At 70.2% G+C, this 1692-nt stretch carries 2 protein-coding genes; both read right to left on the minus strand.

Annotated elements, in window-relative coordinates; translation table 11 throughout:
• Positions 1-171 precede the first annotated feature (171 nt).
• The gene (locus MCM47_RS40250; RefSeq protein ID WP_374209213.1) at positions 172-951 is read right to left on the minus strand and encodes an ATP-binding cassette domain-containing protein; all 780 of its coding nucleotides are present in this window, start codon (positions 949-951) and stop codon (positions 172-174) included.
• 96 nt (positions 952-1047) lie between these two features.
• Positions 1048-1692, minus strand: a 645-nt coding sequence (locus tag MCM47_RS40255) for a substrate-binding domain-containing protein (protein ID WP_238951786.1), incomplete at its 5' end; no start/stop codon positions are given.

The following is a 1692-nucleotide window of genomic DNA, read 5'->3' on the forward strand; positions in this document are numbered from 1 at the left end:
ACTCGCCGAGGTAGCCCTTGATGCCCTCCTGGCGGACGATCAGCCGGGGGTCCACGGCGGGGGTGGCCTCGGCGGCCACCGGGGCGGGGGGGTTGTCGCCGCCCTTGGGCATGCTGTCCTCGGGCAGCGGGACGTGGTGTCCCGGCTCGCCCCCGGGCGGGGGGTTCTCGCTCACTGGGAGCCCTCCGTGCCGCGGGCCTGTCGGCGGGTCACCGCGTTGTCGGTGGCGCCGGTGATGGCCGAGATGATCTGTTCCTGATTGGTGTAGCGCTTGTCGAAGACGCCGTTGTTGCGCCCGAGGCGCAGCACGGCGACGGTGTCGGCGACGGCCATGACGTCGGCCATGTTGTGGCTGATCAGGATCACGCCGAGGCCGCGTTCGCGCAGCCGCTCGACGAGGTCGAGGACCTGTGCGGTCTGTTCGACGCCGAGGGCGGCGGTCGGCTCGTCCAGCATCACGACCTTGGGCTCGCCGATCAGCGCGCGCGCGATGGCCACCACCTGGCGCTGGCCGCCGGAGAGCGAGGCGATGGGGATCCGCACGCTCGGGATGCGGATCGAGAGCGTGTCGAGGAGTTCGCGGGAGCGCTTCTCCATCTCCACCTCGTCGAGCACGGTGAAGCGCCGGATCTCGCGGCCGAGGAAGAGGTTGCCGACCACGTCGAGGTTGTCGCAGAGCGCGAGGTCCTGGTAGACGGTGGCGACGCCGAGGTGCTGGGCGTCCTGCGGGCGGTGGATGGTGACCGCCCTGCCGTGCCACTCGATGACGCCGTCGTCCGGCTGGTGAACGCCGGCGATCGCCTTGACCAGGGTGGACTTGCCGGCGCCGTTGTCGCCGACCAGGGCCACCACTTCGCCCGCGTGCACTTCGAGTTCGATGTCGGTGAGCGCCTGCACGGCGCCGAACCGTTTGGAGACCCCGCGCAGGGCCAGAACGGTCTCACCTGCCACAGTGATCAACTCCCTCGTGCCCCGCCTTCCCGGGAAGGCGGGGCGTCGTCGGCTACGGGTACGGCCTGGGGTGTTCCGGGGCGGAGGGCCCGCGGGTCACGTGAGGCCGGCCGCGGAGCACGCGGCGGCGTAGTCGGGCGTGCAGATCTGCTGGACGGTGTAGAGGCCGTCGGCGACCACGGTGGTCTTGATGTTGTCCTTGGTCAGGACGATCGGGGTGATGAGGTCGGCCTGCACCTTGTTGCCGCTGCCGTTGGTGACCGTCACCGGCACCAGCTTCGCGTCGAGGGGCTTGCCCTGGGCGAACGTGACCGCCATGGTGGCCGCCGCGTCCGTCTCCGGCTTGAAGGGCTTGTAGATCGACATCGTCTGGGTGCCGGCGAGGATCCGCTGGACTGCGTCCAGCTGGGCGTCCTGGCCGGTCAGCGGGACGCTGAGGTTGGCGGCCTTGAGCGCGGTGGAGATACCGGCGGCCATGCCGTCGTTGGCCGAGTAGACGCCGACCACGTTCGGGGCGCCGATCGCGGTGATCGCGGCGGCGGCCTCCTGGTTGGCGTTGTTCGGGTCCCAGTTGGGAGTGTCGTACTCCTTGCCGATCTTGAGCTTGCCGTCGATCGCGCTGTGCGCGCCGGCCTTGAAGTCGGCCGCGTTGGGGTCGGTGGGCGAGCCGTTGATCATGATGATCGAGCCGGAGTTCGCCTTGTCTCCGACCGCGTCGACGAGGGCCTTGCCCTGCAGCTC

This window comes from Kitasatospora sp. A2-31, from assembly GCF_022288725.1.
Lineage (GTDB): Bacteria > Actinomycetota > Actinomycetes > Streptomycetales > Streptomycetaceae > Kitasatospora.